Source organism: Mycolicibacterium mageritense, assembly GCF_010727475.1.
In the GTDB taxonomy this organism is placed as follows: Bacteria; Actinomycetota; Actinomycetes; order Mycobacteriales; family Mycobacteriaceae; genus Mycobacterium; species Mycobacterium mageritense.
The window spans coordinates 7,915,475-7,933,473 of record NZ_AP022567.1 but is presented as its reverse complement, the minus strand read 5'-3'; the positions used below and the strand labels follow the sequence as shown (position 1 = coordinate 7,933,473).

Annotated in this window: 18 protein-coding genes; 9 read left to right on the top strand and 9 right to left on the bottom strand. The window is 67.4% G+C overall.

What is annotated here, in order from left to right; genetic code table 11:
* Positions 1–78: 78 nt before the first annotated feature.
* On the bottom strand, positions 79–2,652 hold the full coding sequence (gene pepN, locus G6N67_RS38335) for an aminopeptidase N (protein WP_036442485.1): 2,574 nt from the start codon (positions 2,650–2,652) through the stop codon (positions 79–81).
* A gap of 38 nt (positions 2,653–2,690) precedes the next feature.
* Positions 2,691–3,074 (bottom strand): DUF732 domain-containing protein, encoded by a 384-nt coding sequence (locus tag G6N67_RS38330; RefSeq protein WP_036442487.1) that lies wholly within the window; start codon positions 3,072–3,074, stop codon positions 2,691–2,693.
* Between the two features lie 256 nt (positions 3,075–3,330).
* On the opposite strand from G6N67_RS38330, the gene G6N67_RS38325 reads away from it, so the two are divergent.
* Complete coding sequence (locus tag G6N67_RS38325) at positions 3,331–3,939, top strand: mycothiol-dependent nitroreductase Rv2466c family protein (protein ID WP_036442489.1); 609 nt, start codon at positions 3,331–3,333, stop codon at positions 3,937–3,939.
* Between the two features lie 21 nt (positions 3,940–3,960).
* Here G6N67_RS38325 and G6N67_RS38320 read toward each other — a convergent pair whose 3' ends face one another.
* The 6 genes from G6N67_RS38320 to G6N67_RS38295 are packed head-to-tail and all read right to left on the bottom strand — an operon-like array spanning position 3,961 to position 9,669.
* Complete coding sequence (locus G6N67_RS38320) at positions 3,961–5,097, bottom strand: mandelate racemase/muconate lactonizing enzyme family protein (RefSeq protein ID WP_036442491.1); 1,137 nt, start codon at positions 5,095–5,097, stop codon at positions 3,961–3,963.
* 40 nt (positions 5,098–5,137) lie between these two features.
* The gene (locus tag G6N67_RS38315) at positions 5,138–6,727 is read right to left on the bottom strand and encodes an N-acyl-D-amino-acid deacylase family protein (protein WP_036442494.1); all 1,590 of its coding nucleotides are present in this window, start codon (positions 6,725–6,727) and stop codon (positions 5,138–5,140) included.
* A 1-nt stretch (position 6,728) separates the two neighbouring features.
* Positions 6,729–7,457 (bottom strand): amino acid ABC transporter ATP-binding protein, encoded by a 729-nt coding sequence (locus G6N67_RS38310; RefSeq protein ID WP_036442497.1) that lies wholly within the window; start codon positions 7,455–7,457, stop codon positions 6,729–6,731.
* Positions 7,454–8,161, bottom strand: a complete 708-nt coding sequence (locus G6N67_RS38305; protein WP_036443305.1) for an amino acid ABC transporter permease — start codon at positions 8,159–8,161, stop codon at positions 7,454–7,456. The genes G6N67_RS38310 and G6N67_RS38305 overlap by 4 nt, the downstream gene beginning before the upstream one ends.
* Positions 8,161–8,823 (bottom strand): amino acid ABC transporter permease, encoded by a 663-nt coding sequence (locus G6N67_RS38300; RefSeq protein ID WP_036442499.1) that lies wholly within the window; start codon positions 8,821–8,823, stop codon positions 8,161–8,163. The genes G6N67_RS38305 and G6N67_RS38300 overlap by 1 nt, the downstream gene beginning before the upstream one ends.
* A 33-nt stretch (positions 8,824–8,856) precedes the next feature.
* Positions 8,857–9,669: a transporter substrate-binding domain-containing protein gene (locus tag G6N67_RS38295; protein ID WP_036442500.1), complete on the bottom strand. Its 813-nt coding sequence runs from the start codon at positions 9,667–9,669 to the stop codon at positions 8,857–8,859.
* A gap of 209 nt (positions 9,670–9,878) precedes the next feature.
* On the opposite strand from G6N67_RS38295, the gene G6N67_RS38290 reads away from it, so the two are divergent.
* From G6N67_RS38290 to G6N67_RS38275, 4 genes are all read left to right on the top strand, one after another.
* Positions 9,879–10,556 (top strand): GntR family transcriptional regulator, encoded by a 678-nt coding sequence (locus G6N67_RS38290; RefSeq protein WP_051579299.1) that lies wholly within the window; start codon positions 9,879–9,881, stop codon positions 10,554–10,556.
* Between the two features lie 91 nt (positions 10,557–10,647).
* Complete coding sequence (locus tag G6N67_RS38285; RefSeq protein ID WP_036442503.1) at positions 10,648–12,045, top strand: purine-cytosine permease family protein; 1,398 nt, start codon at positions 10,648–10,650, stop codon at positions 12,043–12,045.
* On the top strand, positions 12,042–12,482 hold the full coding sequence (locus G6N67_RS38280) for a nucleoside deaminase (protein ID WP_036442507.1): 441 nt from the start codon (positions 12,042–12,044) through the stop codon (positions 12,480–12,482). Before G6N67_RS38285 ends, G6N67_RS38280 begins: the two co-directional genes overlap by 4 nt.
* Entirely contained in the window at positions 12,479–13,438 is a 960-nt protein-coding gene (locus tag G6N67_RS38275) for an isopenicillin N synthase family dioxygenase (protein ID WP_163642465.1), read from the top strand. The genes G6N67_RS38280 and G6N67_RS38275 overlap by 4 nt, the downstream gene beginning before the upstream one ends.
* Here G6N67_RS38275 and G6N67_RS38270 read toward each other — a convergent pair.
* Positions 13,391–14,317, bottom strand: a complete 927-nt coding sequence (locus G6N67_RS38270; RefSeq protein WP_036442514.1) for an aldo/keto reductase — start codon at positions 14,315–14,317, stop codon at positions 13,391–13,393. The two genes, G6N67_RS38275 and G6N67_RS38270, sit on opposite strands and share 48 nt — an antisense overlap.
* A gap of 86 nt (positions 14,318–14,403) precedes the next feature.
* On the opposite strand from G6N67_RS38270, the gene G6N67_RS38265 reads away from it, so the two are divergent.
* Genes G6N67_RS38265 through G6N67_RS38250 form a run of 4 tightly spaced genes read left to right on the top strand, consistent with a single transcriptional unit; the run spans position 14,404 to position 17,993 of the window.
* On the top strand, positions 14,404–14,949 hold the full coding sequence (locus tag G6N67_RS38265; RefSeq protein WP_036442516.1) for a TetR/AcrR family transcriptional regulator: 546 nt from the start codon (positions 14,404–14,406) through the stop codon (positions 14,947–14,949).
* Positions 14,950–14,967: 18 nt separating this feature from the next.
* Positions 14,968–15,447 (top strand): ribose-5-phosphate isomerase, encoded by a 480-nt coding sequence (locus G6N67_RS38260; RefSeq protein ID WP_036442518.1) that lies wholly within the window; start codon positions 14,968–14,970, stop codon positions 15,445–15,447.
* A gap of 2 nt (positions 15,448–15,449) precedes the next feature.
* The gene (locus G6N67_RS38255; RefSeq protein ID WP_036442519.1) at positions 15,450–16,244 is read left to right on the top strand and encodes an Fpg/Nei family DNA glycosylase; all 795 of its coding nucleotides are present in this window, start codon (positions 15,450–15,452) and stop codon (positions 16,242–16,244) included.
* Between the two features lie 57 nt (positions 16,245–16,301).
* Complete coding sequence (locus G6N67_RS38250) at positions 16,302–17,993, top strand: cation:proton antiporter (protein WP_036442521.1); 1,692 nt, start codon at positions 16,302–16,304, stop codon at positions 17,991–17,993.
* Positions 17,994–17,999 lie beyond the last annotated feature (6 nt).

The following is a 17,999-nucleotide window of genomic DNA, read 5'->3' as shown; positions in this document are numbered from 1 at the left end:
GTGCGCAGAATGCTGCCCGCGAGCGTGCGCTTCGCCGCGTGTCGCGGAGCAGACACGCACGCTCGCGGTGCAAGGGGACTAGCTCACGTCGAACGCGCGGGCCCGCAGTGACCGCTCCACGCCGGCGCGGCCTTCGAGCACCAGCCGGCGCAGCGCGGGCGGCACCTCGGGGTCGGACAGGAACGCGTCAGCCGCGTCCAAGCCGTTCTGGCTGATGTCCCACGACGGGTACAGCCCGATCACTACGGTCTGCGCGACCTCGCTCGACCGGCGTTCCCACACCCCGGAGATCGCCGCGAAGTAGCGCGTCGTGAACGGTGCCAGCAGTTCGGCCTGACCGGGCTGCACGAAACCACCGACGATCGCGCGCGTGGTGATGTTGGCCAGCGTGTCGTCCTCGATGACCTCTTCCCAGGCGGCCGACTTCACGACATCCTGGGGGCGGGCCGCCGATGCGGCCGCGGCCTGACGCTTGCCCGCCGCGGTCGGATCGCGCTCGGCCTCGGCATCGATGAACGGGGTTTCCGGACCATCGGCGTCGATCTGCCCGGAGCGCGCCAGCGCTGTGACGATCCGCCACCGCAGATCGGTGTCGATGACCAGGCCGGCCAGTCCCAACGACGACGGATCCTGGTCCAGCAGATCGCCCAGCAGCACCGCGTGGTGTGTCGAGAGCACCGACGTGGTCAGCGCATTGACGAACGCCAGCTGGTGGTCCGAGCCGGGCTCGGCGGCGCGGGCGAGTTCGACGAGCCGGTCGGCGAATGCCGGCCAGCCCTCGGTTGCGGCCCACTCCGGATCGGCATACGAGCTCAGTGCGGTCTGGGCCTGCAGCAGCAGGCGCTGGGCCACGCCGACCTCGGTCTCGGCGTGCACGCCGCCGGTCACGAGGGCCACGAAGTCGCGGGCCTTCATCTCGGCTTCGCGCGTCATCTCCCATGCGGCCGACCAGGCCAGGGTGCGGGGGAGCGGCTCGGCGATGTCGGCGATGCGGGTCAGCACCGTCGACAGCGACTCCGGATCCAGCCGCAGTGAGCAGTAGGTCAGGTCGTCATCGTTGACCAGGATGAGCTTGCCGCGTGGAATGCCCACCAGTGCGGGAACTTCCGTGACGGGGCCCTCGATGTCGAGTTCGACGCGGTGCACGCGGGTCAGCCTGCCGGAGCCGCTGTCGTCGTAGATGCCGACGGCCAGGCGGTGCACCCGGGTCTCGCCTGCGCCCGGCGCGGCGCCGGACTGCGTGATGGCGAACCGGGTGAACGCGCCGGACTCGTCGACGTCGAAATCCGCCCGCAGCGTGTTCAGCCCCGTGGTCTTGAGCCACTGCCTGCCCCAGCCCGAAAGGTCGCGGCCCGACGACTTCTCCAACGCGCCCAGCAGGTCGCCGAACGTGGCGTTGGCGAAGGCGTGGTCGCGGAAGTAGTCCCGCAGGCCGGCCAGGAACTGCTCGAGCCCGACGTAGGCCACGAGCTGCTTGAGCACCGAGGCGCCCTTGGCGTAGGTGATGCCGTCGAAGTTGACCTCGACGGCGGCGAGGTCGGGGATGTCGGCGGCCACCGGATGCGTCGAGGGCAGCTGGTCCTGCCGGTAGGCCCACGACTTCTCGACATTGGCGAACGTGGTCCATGCCGCGGTGTATTCGGTGGCCTCGGCCTGGCACAGCACCGACGCGAACGTCGCGAACGACTCGTTGAGCCACAGGTCGTCCCACCACTGCATGGTGACCAGGTCGCCGAACCACATGTGCGCCATCTCGTGCAGCACGGTCTCGGCGCGGCGCTCATAGGAGTAGCGGGTCACCTTGGAGCGGAAGACGTAGTCCTCCAGGAAGGTCACGGCGCCTGCGTTCTCCATGGCGCCCGCGTTGAACTCCGGGACGAACAACTGGTCGTACTTGCCGAACGCGTACGGGGTGCCGAAATTCTTGTGATAGAAGCCGAAGCCCTGCTTGGTCTCGGTGAACAGTCGCTCGGCGTCCATGTGCTCGGCGAGTGAGTTGCGGCAGAACAGGCCCAGCGGGATCTTGCCGTGATCGTCGGCGTATTCGTCACGCCACACCGCGTACGGCCCGGCGATCAACGCCACGAGGTAGGTGCTCATCTTCGGAGTGGTGGCGAACGTGTGCACGGCGGAGTCCACCGACACCGTCGCCCCGTTGGAGACGACCTCCCAGTGCGCCGGCGCCGTGACCTGGACGTCGAACGTCGCCTTGAGATCCGGCTGGTCGAAGCACGCGAACATCCGCTTGGCGTCCGCGGTCTCGAACTGCGAGTAGAGATACACCTCGTCGTCGACCGGGTCGACGAAGCGGTGCAGGCCCTCACCGGTGTTGGAGTACAGGCAGTCGGCGTCGATCACCACGACGTTGTGCTCGGCCAGGCCCTTCAACGGGATGCCGGTGGACTCGTCGTATTCGGAGACGTCGATCGACTGACCGTTGAGCGTCGCGCTGCGGATGCGCTCGGCGGCGAGATCGATGACGGTGTCGGCGCCGGGGAGGGCGTCGAACTCCACAGTCGTGGTGGAGCGGAATGTGCTCTCGCTCGGGTGCCCCTCGCCGTCGGTCAGGTCGAGAACGATGCGGTAATTGTCGACGGTGACCAGCGCGGCGCGCTCGACGGCCTGTTCGCGGGTGAGATTGGGAAGTGCCACCCGTCCAACCTAGTGGCTGGGCGTTCGGCGGGCTTCGGCTACTGGGGGAAGCCGGCCATTCCGGCGAGTCCGTTGAGGGCGCCGAGGTTGTTCAGGATCGATCCGTCACTGATCGACGACATCATCTGGGGGCAGTACATCTGGATCGCGATGCCCGTGAAGAACGACGCCATCTCGGGCGACATCCCGCTGTTACCGCGCATCTGGGACGCGACCGACGCGAAATTCTTCCCCGGCTCGACCAGCATCGGACACACGTCCTGCCCGAGTTGGACCGCCGCGCCCGGGTCGTTGTAGCCCACGCCCGCGCTGTTCAGCGCATCCAGGAACGAGTCGTCCACCGGGTCGGCCTGGGCCGGAGCGGCCAGCGCGAGGGCGGCCGCAGCGGCGCCGACGGCGGCGAGGATGGATCGAGCGGCCATATTCAGCTCCTCAGCTGTCACGCAGAACGCTTCACGCGCTCTGCTCACTTGGGCAACAGTGGTTGACGTTGGTCACATTGACAACACGATTCGGTAAAAGTTCGCACACTATGCGTTTCCTGTGGCGTTGCCGTGACCTCGACATGCCTATCGCACCGAACGTCAAGATGGTTACCGACTACGGGAACATACCGCGCAGGGAGCAGAGTTGTGCTGGACGGAGGACTGACCCGGCTCACATCGAGAGGACACGTTGATGGCTCAGAAGGATGTTGCAGGTTTCTGGTTCGACCCGCTGTGCCCGTGGTGCTGGATCACATCGCGCTGGATCCTCGAAGTCGAGAAGGTCCGCGACATCGAGGTGCAGTTCCACGTGATGAGCCTCGCGGTCCTCAACGAAGGGCGTGACCTCCCGGAGAACTACCAAGAACTCATGAAGCAGGCGTGGGGACCGGTCCGCGTGGCCATCGCGGCCGAGGAACTCAAGGGCCCCGAGATCCTCGGTCCGCTGTACACCGCGATGGGCACGCGAATCCACAACCAGGACAACAAGGATTTCGAGGCCGTCATCAGGGAGTCGCTGGAGGAGACCGGCCTGCCCGCCGAACTGGCCGAGGTCGCCACGTCGGACAAGTACGACGAGGCGCTGCGCAAGAGCCATCACGCGGGCATGGACGCGGTCGGCGACGACGTCGGCACCCCGACCATCCACGTCAACGGCGTCGCCTTCTTCGGCCCGGTGCTCTCGCGCATCCCGCGCGGTGAGGAAGCCGGCAAGCTCTGGGACGCCTCGGTGACCTTCGCGTCCTACCCGCATTTCTGGGAGCTCAAGCGCAGTCGCACCGAGGCGCCGGAATTCGACTGAGCGGATCTGGCCGTGCCGGCGTCAGCACGGTGCGGCGAAGGCCGGGTTGGTGCCGTATCGATGCAGCCCCTCCGCATCGAGGGTGACCCCCAGGCCGGCCCCGTCCGGCACGGCCAGCATTCCGTCGCTGTCGAGATCCCATCCGCCGCACACGAGTTCGTCGATGTAGGCCGATCCGGTCTTGTATTCGACGAGGTCGGTCGCGGCCAGCGCAGAGGCCAGGTGCAGATCGGCGGCCAGGCCTATCGCGGTGTTCCAGCCGTGCGGGATCAGCCGGATGCCGCGGTCCTGGGCAGCCCAGCCGATCCGGCGTGATTCGCTCAGGCCTCCGCCCTTGGTGGTGTCGGGCTGCACGATGTCGAAGGCGCCCGCATCGAGGAACGGCATGAACGCCTGACGCCGGGTCAGCACCTCACCGCCGCTGATCGGCACCTTGGAATGCCTTCTCAACTCGGCGAATCCGTCGACATCGTCGGGGGCCAGCGCCTCTTCGAACCATGCGACGCCATAGTCCGCCAGCATGTCCGCGGTGCGTTTGGCCCACGACAAGCCTCCGGGAAAGAACGCCTCAGAGCCGCCCGCGTCGACGGCCAGCAGTCGCTCGCCCACGGCTTCGCGGGCCGCGGCGACGGTGCGCTCGTCGGTTGCGGTGTCCACTCGGCCGAACTTCCACCAGCCGATCTTGAACGCGGTGAAGCCTTCGTCGACGAGCGCGGACAGGTTTTCGGTCATGATCGGCGCCTCGTCCATGAGCACCGATGCGTAGGGCCGCACCCGGTCCCGGTAACGGCCACCGAGCAGTCGCCCGACCGGTTGACCGAGGGCCTGGCCGGCCAGATCCCACAGCGCGATGTCGATCGCACTCGTGGCGTGCGTGAGTGAGCCGCCGCGCCCCATCCAGAACGCACTCTGGTGCAACGTCTCGGTGAGCCGCTCGGCCTCCAGCGCACTCTGCCCGATCAGTTGCGGCGCAAGCACATCCACGGCGGCAGCCACCAAACCCTCAGTGGTGAACGCACTACCGACCCCCACGTGCCCGCTGTCCGTGTGGACGGCGACCAGGGTGTGCACGACGTCGTCGGGACGCAGTTCGTTGGACCAACCGCCTTCTGGGGTGGCGCCGCGCAGGCCACACGTCTGAATGCCGCTGATTTTCATTGGTTTTGGTGCTCCTCGGATGGTGTTGATGCCGTGGACGTCACGGCCGGTGGGTGAGCATGCGACCCGGCCTGCGGCCGGTGTGCGTCGCGTCGCTGACGACGGGTACGCCGTTCACCCAGACGTGGCGGGCCGCGTCGGCGTATCGCTGCGGAAGACTCCAGGTGTCGGTGCGTTCGATGATCGCCGGATCGAACACGACGACGTCCGCGAACGCGCCGGTGCGCAGTTCGCCCCTGTCGGGCATGCCGAAATGCTCGGCGACCATGCCCGTCATCTTGTGGATCGCGGTCTCAAGTGACAGGGTGCCTGCCGGCACGTGGTGCGCGAGGTAGTGCGTATGCCCGTGGTAGAACAGCGGATTGCGCGTGCGGCCGGCGAGTGGACCGTGCCGGCACGTGGTGAACGCGTCGACCCCGAGCAGAAAGTGGTTGTGGGCGATCGCCTCGGCGAGGTGGCTCGGGGTGAACAACTCGCCGATCAACTGGACGCTGCCCATGTCGGCCCCGGCCGCGGTGAGGATGTCGAACAGACACTCCCACTCGTCGGCGCCGTGCTTCTCGGCGATCTCGGGAAACGACAGGCCTTCCCACTCGGGATGGGTCGCGCTGACGCCCAGGCGCACGCGGTGCCATTGGCCGCGGTGCACGAAGCGCCAGTAGCGGTCACTGTCGGCCCGCGCCTGATCCCGGATCTCGCGGTCGGCGAGCAGTGCGGCGGCCTCGACCGCGGGCCGCTCGGCCAGCCAGGCGGGCAGCAGCCCGGTGGCCATGCCGATGCCGTGGGGATAGGGCGTCATGTCGGCCAACACGTCGGTCCCGCGCCGGCGTTCGGTGACGACGCGTTCGGCGGCCCGCGCCCACGCGCCCGGCTGGGCTCCGGTGCCGTGGCGGACGTTGAGATGCGAGAGCTGGGCACGCACGCCGCCGCGTGTGACGACATCGAAGAATTCCGCGACCGCGGTGTCGAGATCTACATCGCGATTACGGATGTGGCTGGCGTACATACCGTCACGCCTGCCTGCGACGCGGGCCAGCGCGACGAGTTCCTCGGTCGAGGCGAAGCGTCCCGAGCCGTATTCGAGACCGCTGGAGAACCCGATCGCACCCGCGTCCATGGCTTCTTCGAGCAGGCGGGCCTGTTCCCGCAACTGGTCGGTGGCCTGGCACGCCGCAGAGCGGATCGCGGTGTGCCCGACGAACCACATGAGGTTCTGCGCTGTCCGGCCCGAGTGCACGTGTTGGACGAAGTCGCCGAAAGAGCGCCAGTCGACCGGGCCGTCGTAACCCATCGCGCGCAGGGCGCCCGCTGTCGCGTCGACGTCGGATTCTGCTGTCGGGGCGTGGGTGACGCCGCAGTTGCCGACCACTTCGGTGGTGACACCCTGGTGGATAGTGCTGAAGGCCTCGGGATTACCCAGCACCGACCAGTCACTGTGGCTGTGCGGGTCGATGAGCCCCGGCGTGACGACCATGCCGGTGCAGTCCAGCGTGGTGATCGCCCGGACATCGGACGCCAGCCCGACGAACGCGATGCGATCGGCGCGCAGGCCGACATCGGCCCGGCGCGCGGGTGCGCCTGTACCGTCGACGATCTGGGCGCCGGTCAGCAGGTAATCCAGGGCGGGCACGTCAGAGCACCTTGCTCAGGAACTCGCGGGTTCTGGCTTCCCGCGGTGTGGTGAAAAGCTCTGTCGGTACCGCGGTTTCGACGATGTTCCCCTTGTCCATGTAGATCACCCGATCGGAGACCTCGCGGGCGAATCCCATCTCATGCGTCACCACGACCATGGTCATTCCGTCGGCGGCGAGGTCTTTCATCACCGCGAGCACCTCTCCGACGATCTCGGGGTCCAGCGCCGAGGTGGGCTCGTCGAACAGCATGATCGTGGGGTCCATCGCCAGGGCGCGGGCGATGGCGACCCGTTGTTTCTGGCCACCCGACAACGAGTCCGGATAGACCTCTGCCTTGTCGGCCAGACCCACCCGGTCCAGCAGGGTGCGGGCCCGCGCCTCGGCGTCGTTCTGAGCCCTGCCGAGCACGCGCCGCGGTGCGAGTGAGATGTTGTCGATGACCGTCATGTGCGGGAACAGATTGAAGTGCTGGAACACCATGCCCACGTCGCGGCGCACCACGGCGAGATCCGCGGTCCGCTCCTGCGGCCCGAGCGTGTGACCGTTGATGACGATCCGGCCGTGCGAGGGTCGTTCCAGCCCGTTCATGCAGCGCAGCAGGGTGCTCTTGCCCGAACCGGAGGCGCCGATGATGCACACCACCTCACGCCGCGCGACATGGCACGAGACACCGTGTAGCACTTCGGTATTGCCGTAGCTCAGCCGCAGCCCGTCGACCTCGATCATTTCTTCGCTCCTGTGGTGAGGGTGAGGGTTTCGCCGACTTCGGGTGCCTTGACCCGGAATCCGAGCCGGCGCTCGTAGCGGCGCGCGAGCGCCGAGAGTGCGTAGCAGATGACGAAATAGCCGGCACCGACGATGAGGTAGGTGGTGATCGGATCGGCGGTCAGCGAGCTGACCACGTTGCCCGCCCTGGTCAGTTCGATCAGGCCGATCACCGCGACCAGCGAGCTGTCCTTGATCAGCACCACCAGGAACCCGACACCGGGTGGCACGACGACCCGCGCCGCCTGCGGCAGGATCACCCGGCGCATGCGCTGTGCGTAGGTAAGCCCGAGCGCCTCGGCCGCCTCGAACTGCCCGCGGGGCACCGCCTGGATGCTGCCGCGTACCAGTTCGCCGATGTAGGCCGACGCGAACACCGACAATGCGATGACGGCGGCCCAGTACTCCGAGAGGCTGGTGCCGGGGGCCAGCAGCGGAATCCCGAAGTAGACGAAGAAGATCACCAGCAGCACCGGCACGCCACGGATCACGGCTACGTACAGGGCAGCCGCCCAGCGCAGGGCGCGGACCGTCCCGGTCGACATCAACCCGATGATGATGCCCAGCACGCCTCCGAAAAGGACTGAGAGAGCGCAGATTTGTACGGTCACCAGGGCGCCCTGCCAGAGCAGTGCCAGGTGCTGGGTACCGAGTCCTTCGAACATCACGCCACCTTCCACTTGATCAGTCGGGTTTCGGCGAGACGCGATGTGGTCGCGATGAGGAGTGCGACGCTGAAGTACAGCAGGCCGCCGACGGTGAAGGCCTCGATGGTGCGGAAGGTGGTCGACGTGATCCCCATCATCACGTGCATCAGATCCGGCAGTGAGACCACCGAGGTGATCGACGAGGCCAGGAACAGCAGGATGGTCTGGTTGGTGATGGCGGGCAGGACATTTCGCATCGCCGGAGGAAACATGACCCGCCAGAACGTATCCCGCGGGCTGAGGCCGAGCGCAGCGCCGGCTTCGCGCAGTCCCGTGGGCACGGACTGAAACCCGGCGCGGTAGATCTCGGCCATATATGCCGCGTTGTTGATGCTCAGCGTGAGGATGCCCGCTGCGACCGGATCGAGGTTCACGCCGGCCTGCGGCAGCGCGAAGTACACCAGATAGAGCTGCAGCAGCAGTGGGGTGTTGCGGATGATCTCGATGTAGGTGCTCGACGCGACGCGCACTACCGCCGGGCGTGCGGTGCGCCCGACATAGAGCAGGATGCCGAAGGCGCCACCGGCGACGGTTGCGGCCAGGCTCACTGCGATGCTGACCGCGAGGCCTTTGGCCAACGGGCCGAGATATGGAACGAGGTCGCCATAGTAGAGCTGCATGGTGTGTCCTGAATTGATCTGGCGTGCAGCTGGTTACTTGATGAGCTCAGGGACGTCCATGCCGAGCCACTTGTTGTAGGACTCGTTGGCGGCCTTGCTGATGTTGTAGTTGAGGATGAAGTTGTTCAGGTAGTTCAGCCAGACTTGGTCGCCCATCTTGACCCCGAAGGACACGAAGGACGGCGCGAGCGGGGGAGCATCGAGGACACGTACCGCAGCGCCTTCGCTGGCACGGATGCCTGCGACCACGGCGGTGCTCTCCATCAGTGCGTCGACTTTTCCGCTGCGCAGCGCCTGGATCGAGTCGGCGACGGCTTCGAAAAGGTTGGGTTTGGCCTCGGGGAATTCGTTTTCCAGGATCGTGGCAGGCACGCTGCCGCGCGTCGCGGCGACGGTGCGCCCTGCGAGGTCGGCGTAGTCGTGGATCGGGCTGTTGGCGGGTACGACGACGAGCTGTCCTTCGGACGCATACGGCCGGGTGAGGGCGACCACCTGGGCACGTTCGTCGAGGTTGGTCAGGGCGGCGATGATGACGTCGGCTTTTCCGGTCTCCAGCATGGGGATTCGGCTGGCGTTTGTGGTGCTGACGAATTCGACTTGGGCGCCGAGCGAATCGGCGAGCGCCCTGGCCTTGTCGATGTCGAAGCCCTGGTATTCCCCGGAGCTGTTCATCACGCCGTACGGCGGTGCGTCGGCGAAGACGCCGATCGTCACTTTCTTGGAACTCAGCACCTTCGACAAGACGCTGCCATGAGCCGTTCCTGCCTGGCCGGACGATGTGCAACCGGCCAGCACCACCGCCGTGGCTGCCAGCGCGACGAACGCCGCGCGGATCCGTGTGCGCATGAGTTTCCTTTGTTCAGAGGGTGATTCGGCTTCCGAGAGGGCGGAGGGGCCACTCGGCTGGAGTAAATCAGAGATTATCTATAATCTGTAATCTACGCAACAGGCTGACGCTGGCGAAGTCCGGAAGGCTGATCGGCAGGCCGCGCTGCATAGGATTGGCGCCATCGGGCGACCCTTGTGAAGGGAGAAGGACGATTGACGGAGGATCGTTGACCAAGTCCGTGGAACCTCTGGCTACCGCCGCCCCGTTACCGTCGTCGCGGCGGCATCAGATCGCGGACTGGCTGCGTGAGCAGATCGTGAAGGGTGCGCTACCGCCGGGCTCGCAGCTCAAACAGGATGTGCTGGCCGCGCACCTCGGTGCCAGTCCGGGCCCCGTGCGGGAAGCGCTGCGGCAGCTGGAAAGTGAAGGGCTGGTCCACCACATCCCCAACCGCGGGGCCTTCGTGGCGACCGTGAGTGCCGAAGAGTTGCTGGGTGTGTTGCTCCCGGTCCGGCTCGCCATCGAGCAGTTCGCGGTCGAGGCGGCCTGCGCCGACCCCGCAGTGCTGGCCGAGCTCGAGCGCCTGGTGGCGCTCATGGACAGGGCCGCGGGCGACGATGATCTCGAGCAGCTCAACGATCTCGACGTGCTGTTTCACGAGACGATCGTCAAGAGCGCGAGATCCGAACACGCCATGCAGCTGTGGGCCAGCGTGCAGCCACGCATCCGGATGCAGATCTATCGCCTCGCGAAGCGTCATGAAAGTCCGTTCGCGATCCCCGACGAACACCGTGCGCTGCTCGAGGCGATCCGGGCCGGCGGCCCCGACGGGCGTCGCTCGGCCCTCGACACCCATATCGTCGCCAGCGCCAGGGAGTTGCTCGCCGTCGCCGAGCCTGAGTAGGCGCCGGGGAATTGCGGCTCAACCTCTGTGTTCGGCTTGCGTTACACCGTCGTTCACGCCACGGTGTACGCATGACAGTGGTTGACGCCGCATGACGGCGGCCGAGCCGAGCACCGACGGTACCTATCGCGATCGGATCGCGGCCGTCGAACCGGGTGGCAACGAGTTCATCGCAGAGGCCGACCGGCACGGCAAGCCAAGCCAGTTGTTCTGGACCTGGACCTCGCCCAACCTGGAGTTCGCCACGATCTTCCTGGGCGTGCTCGCGGTCGCCGTCTACGGCATGACCTTCTGGCAGGCGGTGGCCGGCATGGCGCTGGGCACCGGGCTCGGCGCCGTTGCGCACTACTTCCTCTCCAAACGCGGTCCGCGGCACGGCGTCCCGCAGATGGTGCTGGGCCGGCTGCCCTTCGGGTTCAAGGGCAACGCGGTGCCGTCGCTGTTGATGACGGTGACGGCGGGCATCGGATGGTTCGCGACCAACAGCGTCAGCGGAGCATTCGCGCTGTCGAGCCTCGCCGGGGTGGCGCCCGTGCTCGCGCTGGTGTTGGTCGTCGTGGTCCAGACCGCGCTCGCAGTGTTCGGCCACAACCTCGTGCAGGCCTTCGAGCGGTGGGCCTTCCCGGTGCTGGCGGTGATCTTCGCGATCACGTCGGTGGTGATCCTGAGCAAGGCCGACCTGGGCGCCCCGGCCGTCGCCGGAGGCGTCGGTGGCATGGGCGGTTTTCTGCTCACGGTCGGCACCGCGTTCGGGTACGTCGCAGGCTGGGCGCCGTACGCCGCGGACTTCACGCGTTATCTGCCGAGTTCGGAGTCGGGCCCGCGGACGGGCTTCTTCGCGGCGGCCGGGCTGTTCGTCTCATGTCTGCTGTTGCAAGTGGTCGGGGCCGCATCGGTGACCATCGGGCCGGCAGTGTCGGACAACCCGACCGCGGCGTTCACCGCCGAGCTGGCGCCCTGGCTGGCCAACCTGACCCTACTGGCCATCGCGATCGGGGCAATCGCCGCCAACGCCATCAACATCTATTCCGGCGCAATGGCTTTCGTGACCATCGGGGTCAAGCTGCCGCACCACGTGGCACGCGCCCTCGCCACGGTGTTCTTCGGCGTCGTCGGGTTTCTCATCGCCTGGTGGGCCCTGGCCGACGCCGCGGCAAGCTACGAGGCCTTCCTGCTGATCATCGCCTACTGGATCGGGCCGTGGCTGGGCGTGGTGTTCGCCGACCAGTACCTGCGCGGCGACCAGCCTGTCGCGCACTTTCTCTACGACCGGTCCTACACCAACTGGCCCGGGCTGGTGTCGTTCCTGATCGGCCTGGTGGTGTCGGTGACGTTGTTCTGCAACCAGGCGAAGTTCGTCGGATTCATCGCACGGGAGGTGCCCCAGTTGGGTGACATCACGTTCTTCGTCGGCTTCCTCATCGCGGGTGGCTGTTACCTGGTGTTGTGCCGGTCCAAGCTCGCGGCCGAGCGGGCGGTGACGGCATGACACCCGAACAGATGCTGGAGGTCGCGGTCGACGAAGCGCGAAAAGGGCTGGCCGAGGGCGGCATTCCGATCGGTGCCGCGCTGTTCAGCGCCGACGGCACGCTGCTCGGCAGCGGTCACAACCGGAGGGTGCAGAACGACGACCCGTCGATCCACGCCGAGACCGACGCCTTCCGGGCCGCCGGCCGCCAGCGCGGGTACCGCTCCACCGTCATGGTGACCACGCTCTCGCCGTGCTGGTACTGCAGCGGCCTGGTGCGCCAGTTCAACATCGGGGCCGTGGTGATCGGGGAGAGCCGCACGTTCACCGGCGGCCACGATTGGCTCGCTGAACACGGTGTGGCGGTTACGCTGCTGGACGACGAGCGGTGCGTGGCGATGATGGAGGAATTCATCGCTGAACGGCCTGACCTGTGGGCGGAGGATATCGGCGAATGAGTGCCATTGCGACAGTTGACATCTCCCGGTGGTATGCGGGCGGTGCTGATGCCGAGGCGGTGGCGGCCGAGGTCGATGCGGGCTTGCAGCGGGCCGGCTTCATCGTCGTCACGGGCCACGGCGTGGACCCTGACCTGGCGGCCCGGGTGCGTGCGGCGAGCCGGGAGTTCTTCGCGCTGCCCGACGAGGTCAAGCGGCGATATTCGGTTCCGGTCGGCGGGCACGGCTGGATCGGGCCGGGCGCGGAAGCCAACGGCTACGCCGAGGGCACCGAGACCCCGCCGGACCTGAAGGAGAGTTACAGCCTGGGGGCCGAGACCGCGACGGGTGACCCCGAGGTCGACCGCATCTGGTTCGCGCCCAACGTGTGGCCCACCGAGGTGCCTGCCCTGCAGCCCCTGGTCGAGGAGTACACCGCGGCGATGCGGAAACTCTCCGACGACCTGCTGGCGCTGTTCGCGCAGGCGCTGGGGCTGCCCGCCAATCCCTTTGAGGCGCTGGCAGATCGGCCCACCTGGACCATGAACATCAACCACTATCCGCCCGTCAGCGTGGTGGGCGAACCGGAACCAGGCCAGTTCCGCATCGGTCCGCACACCGACTTCGGCACGGTGACCATCCTCGACCGCGAGCCCGGCGCGGGTGGGCTGCAGGTCTACTCCGATCAGGAGGGCTGGGAGGACGCACCGTGGGAACCCGGATCGCTCACGGTCAACATCGGTGACCTGCTGGAGTACTGGAGCGGCCGACGGTGGCCGTCGGGGCGGCATCGCGTGCTGCCGCCGCAGCCGCACGCCCCGGAAGAAGATCTGGTGTCGCTGATCTACTTCTACGAGGCCAACCACGACGCGCTGGTCATTCCGTTGGAACCGCCGATCGGCAAGGTGTCGGGTCTGCAACCCGTGACGTCATCGGCGTTCATCAAGGAACGCCTCGACGCCATCACCGTCGGCTAGCTCGGTCTCGATCGCGTCCAGCTCGGCGAGTTGTGTTGGGTTGAGGCGGATCTCGCCGGCGGCCAGGTTCTGTTCCAGGTGTGCCACCGAAGTGGTGCCCGCGATCAGCAGGGTGTTGGGGGCGTGCGCCAACAGCCAGGCCAGCCCGACCTGCGCGCCCGTGGCACCCAGCTCGGCCGCGATGCGTTGCACCACGGCGTTTTCCGCGACCTTCGGAAAACCGGGGAAGCCCGACCCCAGCGGGAAGTAGGGCACCCAGGCGATCCCGTGCTCGGTGCACAGTGCCCGCTCGTCCTCGTGCGTGCGGTTGAGCAGGTTGTACGCGTTCTGCACGCAGACGATGCCGGCGGGCAGGGCGCGACGCAGGGTATCGGCGTCGACGGTGCTGATGCCGATCGCGCCGATCTTGCCCTCGTCGCGCAGCGCAATCATCTCGGCCAGCTGATCGTCCAGGTCGACGATCTGGTCGCCCGTGGCCGTGACGCCCGGGCCGATGTCGGCGCGCCGCAGGTTCACCACGGGAATCTGCTCGAGGCCGAGACCGGCGAGATCCAGTTCGACGGCAGCGCGCAGGTCGGCCGGATGCTGCGCCAGGGCCAGCGGAATCGGTCCCGTCGCGGGCCGGGCCCCGACCTTGCTCACGATCACCAGATCGTCGGCGTACGGCGCGAGCGCGTCGCGGATGCGCCGGTTCACCACCCCGTGGTCGTAGAACGACGCGGTGTCGATGTGGTTGACGCCGTGCTCGACCGCCCGCCGCAGCACGGCCGCCGCGTCGTGCTGCGGGAGTTGGCGCCCGAGACCCATGGCGCCGTAGCCGATGCGGGCCACGGTGTGCTCGCCGAGCGTGCCGGTGCCGCCTGGGGGTGATGAGGTCATGGTGCGCTCCTGGGGATGCGATACTCGAAACCGATGCGGAGGAACCTCCGCTTCTGCTACGCTAGCAAAACGGAGGAGCCTCCGCTATGGCCGAACGGGCCGACGCGCGCCGGAACCGGGAACGGCTGCTCGCGAGCGCCGCCGCGGCGTTCGCCGCAGCCGACGGGCCCGTGTCGCTGGAAGCCATCGCGCGCGACGCCGGCGTCGGCATCGGCACGCTCTACCGGCACTTCCCGAATCGGGAGGCCCTCGTCGAGGCCGTGTACTCCGCCGAACTCGCAGAAGTGGCGGCATCGGCCGTCGAGTTGCTGGACCGTCACCCGCCGGTGATCGCCCTGCGCCGATGGATGGACCGCTACGCGGCGTTCGTCGCGGCGAAGCGGGGGATGGCGGAATCGCTGCAGGCGATGTTCGCGTCCGGTGTCGTGCAGCCGAGCCAGACCAGGGACAGCGTCTTCGGTGCGGTGACAACGCTGCTCGACGCGGGTGCCCAGGACGGCAGCCTGCGTGACGACGTCGGCGCCGACGACGTCGTCTCGAGCCTGATCGGGATCTTCCTCGCCAGCCGGTCGGCCGAGCAGGCTGCGCGCCTGCTCGACCTCCTGGTGGACGGTCTGGTGACGAAACGCTGACCGGCTAGGGTTACCGGCATGCGCGTCTACATCGGTGCCGACCACGCCGGATTCGAGTTCAAGAAGACCATCATCGAGCACCTCAAGAAGACCGGCCACGAGCCGGTCGACTGCGGTGCGTACACGTACGACGCCGATGACGACTACCCGGCGTTCTGCATCGACACGGCCATCAAGACCGTCGCCGATCCGGGCAGCCTCGGCATCGTGCTCGGCGGCTCGGGCAACGGTGAGCAGATCGCCGCGAACAAGGTGCCGGGCGCCCGCTGTGCCCTGGCTTGGAGTGTCGAGACCGCCAAACTCGCCCGCGAGCACAACAACGCGCAATTGATGGGCCTCGGCGGGCGCATGCACACCGAGGAGGAGGCGCTGGCCATCGTCGACGCGTTCTTGTCGACGCCGTGGTCGGAGGCCGAACGGCACCAGCGTCGCATCGACATCATGGCCGAGTACGAAAAGGACCACGTGGCCCCGCCCGTCCCGGGCGCACCTGCCTAACCATGCCCGAAGGGCACACGCTGCACCGGTTGGCGCGGCTGCACCAACGCCGGTTCGGCCGCGCCCCGGTGATCGTGTCGAGCCCGCAGGGCCGGTTCGCCGATGGCGCGGCGGACGTGAACGGGCGGGTGCTGAAGAAGGCCGACGCATGGGGCAAGCACCTGTTCCACCATTACGACGGCGGCCGCGTCGTGCACATCCACCTCGGGCTGTACGGAACCTTCACCGAGGCGCCGGTCCCGCTGCCGCTGCCGGTCGGCCAGGTCCGTATGCGCATGGTCGGCGCGGAATACGGCACGGACCTGCGCGGCCCCACGGTGTGTGAGGTGCTCGCCGAGTCCGAGATCCCCGACGTCGTCGCCAAACTGGGTGCCGACCCGTTGCGCGGCGATGCCGACCCAGGGCTGGCGTGGAAACGAATCAACAAGTCCCGCAGGCCCATCGGTGCGCTGCTGATGGATCAGTCGGTGATCGCCGGGGTCGGCAACGTGTACCGCAGCGAACTGCTGTTCCGGCATCGCATCGATCCGTATCGGCCCGGAACTCTGATCGACGAGGCCGAGTTCGACGCGATGTGGGCCGATCTCGTCGCGTTGATGAAGGTCGGGGTGCGGCGCGGCAAGATCGTCGTGGTCCGGCCCGAGCACGATCACGGGGCGCCGGCCTATGGACCCGGCCGGCCCCGCACCTACGTCTACCGCCGGGCAGGCGAGGCGTGCCGGATATGCGGGACGAAGGTGCTCACGGCGGAACTGGAAGGCCGAAACCTGTTCTGGTGCCCCAGCTGCCAGACTTAGGCGCCGCGCAACACGCCCCGACATGAGGATCGCCGGGTTTGCCGGGACAATCATGGGGTGGAATTGATCCTCGTCGTTGTCGGAGCCATCATCGTCACAGCTATCGCGCATCGGCGTGGGATGGAACCCGCCCTGATCATCGTCGTGGTCGGCATCGCGGTGTCGTTCATGCCGGATTTCGAGCCGCCGGAAATGGATTCGCACATCCTGCTGACGGTCGTGCTGCCGCCGCTGCTGTACTCCGCGGCGCTGGACTTCTCGTTTCCGACGTTCCTGCGCAACATCCGACCCATCCTCGGCCTCGGGGTCGGGCTCGTGGTGGTCAGCGCGTTCACGGTTGCCGCGGTCTCGGCGTGGCTCGTGGTGGTGCCGTTGACCTTTGGCGTGGCGCTGGTTCTCGGCGCGATCGTGGCACCACCCGACGCGGTCACCGCTGTCGCGGTCGGACGCAAGCTCGGATTGCCCAAACGCGTTATGGCGATCCTCACCGGCGAGAGCCTGATCAACGACGCGGCCGCCCTGACGCTGTTCACCATCGCGGTCGCTCAGGTGGCAGGCACCCACACCTTCATCGAGAACCCGTTCTTGCTGTTCGGTTACAGCGCGGTGGTCGGACCGCTGGTCGGGGCGTTGCTCGGCTACGTGACGCTGTGGCTGCGCGAGCGCTTGGCCAACCCCGGGCTGGAAACCGTTCAGGGACTGCTGGTTCCGTTCGGCGCGTTCATCGCCGCCGAGGAGTTGCACGCGTCAGGCGTGCTGGCGGTCGTGGTCGCCGGGTTCGTGGTCGGCAACGGAACGCTCGGCGCCGGGTACCAGACCCGGCTGCAGGAGCGGTACGTGTGGAACTCGGTCGACGTGCTCTTGGAGGCGTTCGTGTTCGCCTACATCGGCCTGCACCTGCGGTTCGTGCTCGAGGATCTGCGCGAGGCACACGAATCGTTGGCCGAGGTGGCGGTGGCCTCGGCGATCGTGTTGCTGATCGTGCTGGCCATCCGGCCACTCTCGGTTTTCCTGATGTTCGGCCGCAACAAGCTGTTTCAGCATGTCGAGGCGAAACTCAGCGTCCCCGCACCCGAACGGGGCGGGCGCGGTGCGCTCGGTACGAAAGCGAAAAACAAGCCGCTGGGAAAGTGGCGGTCCAAGATCGACCGCCGGTCGTTGTCGTGGCGCGAGAACGTCGTGGTGTCGTGGACCGGGATGCGGGGTGTGGTGACGCTGGCGGCGGCCGCCGCGATCCCGGTCACCACGGCCAGTGGCGAACCGTTTCCCGAGCGCGCCACCATCCAGGCGATCGCCTTCGTGGTCAGCGTCGGCACGCTGCTGATCCAGGGCGGCAGCCTGCCGTGGCTGATCCGCCGCCTGCACCTGTCCCGGTTCTCCGATGACCACGCGTTCGACCGCGGTGAGGAACTCAAGGCCGAGCGCGTCGTGCACGACGCCGCCGAAGAGGTGCTGGGGGAGTTCCGGGCCAATCCGCCGGCGGGCATGAATCCCGAACTGATCGTCCAGATCTCCAACACCATCGCACGGCACTCGCAGGACGCCGACGAGATGCCCGATCCCGAGGCTCACACCAAGTTGGCCGGCGTGTTCTCCGCGCTCTACCGCGACGTGCTGGCCGCGCAGCGGGCGGCGCTCATCGCCGAACGCGACAACGGGAACATCGAAGACGAGGCCGTCCGCGCCATGCTCGAACGCCTCGACCTGCAGGAGGCGGGAGTGTCAGCGCGGCTGGAGAGCCGCCTCTAGTCCGTG